At 51.3% G+C, this 827-nt stretch carries 3 protein-coding genes; all 3 read left to right on the plus strand.

Annotated elements, in window-relative coordinates; translation table 11 throughout:
• Nucleotides 1-317 (plus strand): phage virion morphogenesis protein (locus ACVBEF_RS21265; protein ID WP_447125883.1); only part of this gene is annotated, 317 nt, incomplete at its 5' end.
• Nucleotides 318-392: 75 nt separating this feature from the next.
• Entirely contained in the window at nucleotides 393-647 is a 255-nt protein-coding gene (locus ACVBEF_RS21270) for a type II toxin-antitoxin system HicA family toxin (protein ID WP_447122111.1), read from the plus strand.
• A complete protein-coding gene (locus ACVBEF_RS21275; RefSeq protein ID WP_447125884.1) occupies nucleotides 644-796 on the plus strand; it encodes a hypothetical protein in 153 nt (50 codons plus the stop codon). The genes ACVBEF_RS21270 and ACVBEF_RS21275 overlap by 4 nt, the downstream gene beginning before the upstream one ends.
• Nucleotides 797-827 lie beyond the last annotated feature (31 nt).

Genomic DNA, 827 nt, shown 5'->3' on the forward strand with positions numbered 1-827 from the left:
GCAACGCTTACGCGGCACGCAAACAGCGCAAAAAAATGCGCGGCAAACAAGGCCGTATCAAACGCCAAAAAGCTGCCATGTTCAGCAAACTACGCACAGCGGCCAACCTGAAGATCAGGCCGGACGCCAATCAACTATCGGTCGGATTTTTTGGAAGAGTGGCGCGGATTGCGCGGGTGCATCAGGAGGGATTGAGCGACCGGGTGTCGAAGAAAGGGCCGGAATATCAGTATCCAGCCCGGGGACTGCTAGGGTTTAGTGCGTTGGATCGGGAGCTGATTCGGGATGCGCTGTTGCGGTATTTAACGCAGGCCTGACCCGCGCTGGTATGTCACTTCAAGCCCAGTATTTTCAACTACAATTTGATATCACAATGTGCTATCATTTAACGCATGAAAGCAAAACACCAAAAAACGTTACAGGCTGTATTCACCAAACCAACCTTACCCGGCATTGTGTTTGCTGATATGGAAGCATTAATGATTGCGGTCGGTGGCGAAGTACGCGAAAGCGAGGGGTCACGCGTTGTGTTTGAATTAAACGGCAAGCGCCTTTATCCGCACCGTCCTCACCCCGGTAAAGAGGCGAAGCGTTATCAAGTTGAAGAACTCCGTGAGTTGCTTACTTCACAAGGAATTACACCATGAACAACACCATGATTTATACCGGCTATACCGCCCGTATTGAGTTCGATCCACGCGACAATATTTTTGTCGGGCGCGTTCTCGGCATCACTGACAGCATCAGCTTTCACGCCGAAACCGTGGCCGATTTGACATCGATTCGTGCTCGATGAACCGGGCGCTTAGAGAAGCTATCACCGACTG

Source organism: Glaciimonas sp. GG7, assembly GCF_052976905.1.

Bases quoted from the DNA above. Each gene is read 5' to 3' on its own strand.
- ACVBEF_RS21270 (WP_447122111.1), top strand. From the start codon at position 393: ATGAAAGCAAAACACCAAAAAACGTTACAGGCTGTATTCACCAAACCA.
- ACVBEF_RS21275 (WP_447125884.1), top strand. From the start codon at position 644: ATGAACAACACCATGATTTATACCGGCTATACCGCCCGTATTGAGTTC.